This is a genomic window from Pseudomonas sp. RIT778 (assembly GCF_019718735.1).
In the GTDB taxonomy this organism is placed as follows: domain Bacteria; phylum Pseudomonadota; class Gammaproteobacteria; order Pseudomonadales; family Pseudomonadaceae; genus Aquipseudomonas; species Aquipseudomonas aphyarum.
The window spans coordinates 1-4,519 of record NZ_JAIHBA010000069.1 but is presented as its reverse complement, the minus strand read 5'-3'; the positions used below and the strand labels follow the sequence as shown (position 1 = coordinate 4,519).

General features: G+C 62.1%; 5 protein-coding genes and 1 pseudogene. 1 reads left to right on the top strand and 5 read right to left on the bottom strand.

Annotated elements, in window-relative coordinates; translation table 11 throughout:
* Positions 1-156: 156 nt before the first annotated feature.
* Together K5E37_RS29190 and K5E37_RS29185 are read right to left on the bottom strand one after the other, a co-directional pair.
* Positions 157-528 carry a YajD family HNH nuclease gene (locus tag K5E37_RS29190; RefSeq protein ID WP_007944009.1) on the bottom strand — a complete coding sequence of 124 codons (372 nt, stop codon included), beginning with the start codon at positions 526-528 and terminating at the stop codon, positions 157-159.
* A gap of 48 nt (positions 529-576) precedes the next feature.
* The gene (locus tag K5E37_RS29185) at positions 577-1,263 is read right to left on the bottom strand and encodes a hypothetical protein (protein WP_085605596.1); all 687 of its coding nucleotides are present in this window, start codon (positions 1,261-1,263) and stop codon (positions 577-579) included.
* 79 nt (positions 1,264-1,342) lie between these two features.
* Here K5E37_RS29185 and K5E37_RS29180 point away from each other — a divergent pair, with 79 nt between their 5' ends.
* Entirely contained in the window at positions 1,343-1,627 is a 285-nt protein-coding gene (locus tag K5E37_RS29180) for a hypothetical protein (RefSeq protein ID WP_039772629.1), read from the top strand.
* Here K5E37_RS29180 and K5E37_RS29175 read toward each other — a convergent pair.
* The 3 genes and pseudogenes from K5E37_RS29175 to K5E37_RS29530 all read right to left on the bottom strand — a co-directional run.
* Positions 1,624-2,097 carry a cyclic nucleotide-binding domain-containing protein gene (locus K5E37_RS29175; protein WP_007956482.1) on the bottom strand — a complete coding sequence of 158 codons (474 nt, stop codon included), beginning with the start codon at positions 2,095-2,097 and terminating at the stop codon, positions 1,624-1,626. The two genes, K5E37_RS29180 and K5E37_RS29175, sit on opposite strands and share 4 nt — an antisense overlap.
* 201 nt (positions 2,098-2,298) lie before the next feature.
* Positions 2,299-4,353: a S9 family peptidase gene (locus K5E37_RS29170; RefSeq protein ID WP_085605598.1), complete on the bottom strand. Its 2,055-nt coding sequence runs from the start codon at positions 4,351-4,353 to the stop codon at positions 2,299-2,301.
* A 52-nt stretch (positions 4,354-4,405) separates the two neighbouring features.
* Positions 4,406-4,519, bottom strand: a pseudogene (locus K5E37_RS29530) (IS110 family transposase); the annotation flags it as partial.

The window sequence follows — 4,519 nt, the reverse complement described above, 5'->3', positions numbered from 1 at the left end:
GATTAGGGGAGGGCGGGCAGATTCAGGATCTGCGGTGCTGATCGTTCCCACGCTCTGCGTGGGAATGCCTCAATGGACGCTCTGCGTCCGCTTTGGGACGCGGAGCGTCCCGGGCTGCATTCCCACGCGGAGCGTGGGAACGATCGGAGTGGTGGCTCAGTCTTCTTTTTTCATGAGGCCGGCCAGGGCAGCAAACGGGTTGTGCGTCGCCTTGGCGATTTTCGGCGTACTCAGCGAGCCTTCGCCGAAATACTGCTGGTCGGTGTAGCGCGAGTGTTCGTTGTCGTGGCAGTACAGGCACAGCAGTTCCCAGTTGGAACCGTCCTGCGGGTTGTTGTCGTGGTTGTGGTCGCGGTGGTGCACGGTCAGCTCGCTCAGGCGCTTGCCGGAAAACTCACGGGCGCAGCGGCCGCACACATGCGGGTACATCTTCAGGGCCTTGTCGCGGTAGCCCATTTCCTTGTCGCGCTGGTTGTCGGCGAGGATGCGATCCAGCTTCGAAGTGTTGGTCGGGGTGGACGAACTCATGGGTTCACCTTTGTAGAAGACTAATGACGGTTATGAGGCAAGTTTAGCTCAGCCCTTGAGCTTCTCGGCAATCCAGATCGTGTGGCGCGTGCCCTTGTTGCCGTGGGCGAAGACCTGCACTTCCTCGGCCTTGAAACCGGCCTTCTTCAATTTGTCGGAAAACTGCCGGTCGGCGCTGGCCGACCACACCGCCAGCACGCCTTTGGGCCGCATCGCCTTGGCGCACGCGGCCAGGCCTGCGGCGGAATACAGCCAGCTGTTGGCCTTCTGGGTCAGGCCTTCGGGGCCATTGTCGACGTCGAGCATGATCGCGTCGAAACCGTTCGGCTCGCTTTGCAGCACCTTCGCCACGTCTTCCTGACGGATCACCGTGCGCGGATCGAGCAGCGGGCGCCCGGACTTTTCACCGAGCGGGCCGCGATTCCACTCGACCACACCGGGCACCAGCTCGGCGACCACCACTTCGGCGCTCTTGCCCAGATGCTTGAGCGCGGAGGCGAGGGTGAAGCCCATGCCCAGACCGCCGATCAGCACGCGCGAGTCCGGCCGGCCGGCGACCTTGCGGCACGGGATCTCGGCCAGCGCGTCTTCGGAGCCGTGCATGCGGGTGTTCATCAATTGGCCGCCGTCGCCGCCCTGGATCTTGATGACGAAATCCTCGCCATACTCGAACAGGCACAGGGCGCCACCGTTGTCAGGGATCGGCGTGGTGTCGAGCAGAACGAAACGTTTCATGGAAATCTCTACAGGGGGGAAGGCAAGCCGGCGCGTTGGGAGTAGCCTGAAGGCAGACTTCAGGCCAACGGAGCCCTTGATGAAGCGCACCATTCTAACGGTCATTACCCTGGCCGCGCTCTCGATAACTGCCGTACAGGCGCAACAGACGATTCCCGTCAGCCCGACACCGCAACCCGGCTCGCCCGGCACTGCGACGCCAACCCCGTATCCGCAGATCAGCCCGGTGCCGATTCCCAAGGCCGGCCCCGGCAGTGGCGGCCCGCCGCTGGTGCCGATCGAAATGCCCAGCCCGCCGACCAAGGATCAGCCATTGCCGGGCCTCGAACAGAACGACAGCAAACCCAAATCCCCGGGAGGCTAGATCTGCTGGGCGGCGAGTTGGCCGTCGGCCATGCGCAGGCGTTTGGAGAGGGAAACGGCGAGGGCGCGGATGATCTTGGCGGCGATCTTCGGTGCGTCGTTGAGCATTTTTTCCAGCGAATCCTTGCCGAGGTTGAGCAACTGACAGTTGCTCGCCGCCACGCAAGTCGCCGAGCGGCGCTCGCCGTCGAGCACGGCCATTTCACCGAACGCCCGGCCGCTGCGCAGGGTGGCCATGGTCACGACCTGGCCGTCGCCGCCGGTTTTCTGCACGGCCACCTGGCCGGTGTGGATGATGCACATGAAACTGCCGGCATCGCCTTCGCGAAAGATCGCCTCGCCTTCAGCCACGGTGCTGATGCTGAAGTAGCCCGAGGCAGCGGCAAAATCCGCCAGTTGCAATTGATCGAACAGGCCGCAGTCCATCAGCCAGTCGCGGATTTCGTTGTTCAGTAAGGTCGGTTCTGACATGTCGTCACAGTCTTTTTGTTTTCACGGTTTCCGCGCGTTGCACATTCCTTGTGGGAGCGGGCTTGCCCGCGAAGACGTAGTGTCAGTCAGCAAAAATGTTGAAGCTGACGGCCTCTTCGCGGGCAAGCCCGCTCCCACAGGGTTCTATGTGTATCGGCTCTTAATGTCTGGAATTAAGACCCAAGTGACCGGCGGAGTTCCTCAGGCAATGCCCAGAACCTTGAAAACAAATGCATATTCGAGCGCTACGTCACGTAATCCCTGATAACGCCCGCTCATGCCGCCGTGGCCGGCGCCCAGTTCGGTCTTGAGCAGCAATGGATTGTCATCGGTCTTGGTCGCGCGCAACTTCGCCACCCACTTGGCCGCTTCCCAATACTGCACGCGGCTGTCGTTGTAGCCGGCGATCACCAGTGTTGCGGGATACGCCTGTGCAGTGACGTTTTCGTACGGCGCATAGGCCTTGATCCGCTCGTAGACCTCCGGCTCTTCGGGATTGCCCCACTCGTCGTATTCAGTGACGGTCAGCGGCAGATCCGGGTCGAGCATGGTGTTGAGCACATCGACGAACGGCACTTCGGCAATCGCCACGCCGAACAGATCCGGACGCTGGTTGAGCACTGCGCCAATCAGCAGTCCACCGGCGCTGCCACCGCTGATCGCCAGTTGTGGCGCGGTGGTAATGCCGTTGAGGATCAGGAATTCGGCGCAGGCAATGAAGTCGCTGAAGGTGTTGTGCTTGTGTTCCTGCTTGCCGGCGCGATACCAGGCTTCGCCCAGCTCGCCGCCGCCCCGCACGTGGGCGATGGCGAACGCCATGCCGCGATCCAGCAGGCTCAGGCGGGCGTGGGAGAACCACGGGTCGAGGCTCGAACCGTAGGCGCCGTAACCGTACAGGTACAGCGGCACCGCTTTGCCGACCATTTCCCGTTTCATCACCAGACTGATCGGCACTTGGGTGCCGTCCGGCGCAGTCGCCCACAGGCGCTGGCTGACGTAGGCGTCGGCGTCGAACGGGCCGAGCACCGGGGTTTCCTTGAGGACGGTCTGTTCGCCGGTGGCGAGGATCAGTTGCCGAACCTGAGCCGGACGATTCAGCGCTTCATAGCGCAGGCGAATGCGGTCGCTTTCGAATTCAAGGCTGTTTTGCACATAGAGGCTGTAGGCCGCGTCCGGTAATTGCACGCGATAAGGCGCCAGACCGTGTGGGCGAACTTCGATGATCGGCAGCCCGCCTTCGCGCAGGCTCAGGGTCAGGGCTTCGGCGTTGAGGGTCACGCCATCGAGCATCACCGAATCGCTGTGCGGAATCAGGTTCTGCCAGTCGGCTTCGCTGGGTGCGATGCCGGTGTCCGGCGCCTGGTACAGGGCGAAGTTGATGCCGTCGCGGTTGGTGCGGATGAACCAGGTCCATTCGCCATCGAGCTTGCCGTGATCGACGTCGTATTCGTGATCCTCGACCCGTGGCGCCAGGCAAGTGAACGGCTGCTGCGGCTGATTGGCGTCCAGCGCCCAGACTTCACTGGTGGTCTTGCTGCCCAGGGACAACAGCAATTGCTGCTCGGAGCTGGCGCGGTAGCAATGCAGGAAGAAACGCCCGTCCGGCTCGTGGAAGACCTCTTCGGCGGCGGTGCCGTCCAGACGATAGCGGAACAGTTTGTGCGGACGATGGGTGTCGTCGAGCACGCCGAAGAACAGCGTGAGGCTGTCATTGGCCCAGGTCATGCTGCCGTCGCAGTCCTGGAATTCCAGTTCGCTGACGCGTTCGCTGGATAATTCCTTCACGAACAGCGTGTAAATCTCGTCGCCCGAGGCATCGACGCTGTAGGCCAGACGCTGGTGATCGGGGCTAATACTGAAGGCACCGAGGGAGAAAAAGCCGCCGTTGGCCAGTGCGTTCGGATCAAGCAGCAATTGTTCGCGGCTTTCATCGAGGGTCAGGCTGTCGTCGGCCGGGCGCGGGCAGCGGTAGTGACGGGCGTATTCGTCACCTGCTGTGGTGCGGGTGTAATACAGGTACGGGCCCCATGGCGACGGCAGGGACAGGTCGGTTTCGAGGATCCGGCCCTTGATCTCTTCGAACAGGGTTTCGCGCAGCTCGGCCTGATCGGCGGTCTGTGCCTGCTGGTAGTCGTTTTCAGCCTTGAGGTAGTCGAGCACCGCATCGGTGTCGCGTTCCTGCAGCCAGGCGTACGGGTCGTGACCGGCGGCCTTGTGGGCAATCGGGGCGCTGATGACGTTGGCGGATACGGGCATGGAAAGCTCTCGAAAATGTAACGGAATAGGGTTTCGCAACCTGTGGGAGATTCTATGTTGCAGGGGAACCCTGCAATCTTAGATTCGGTTGGTATTCGCTCTGATTTTTCATGAGGGCGAATGCCACCCGGCAAAGCTTACGGGCGAGGATGACCAAAGCCTGAGT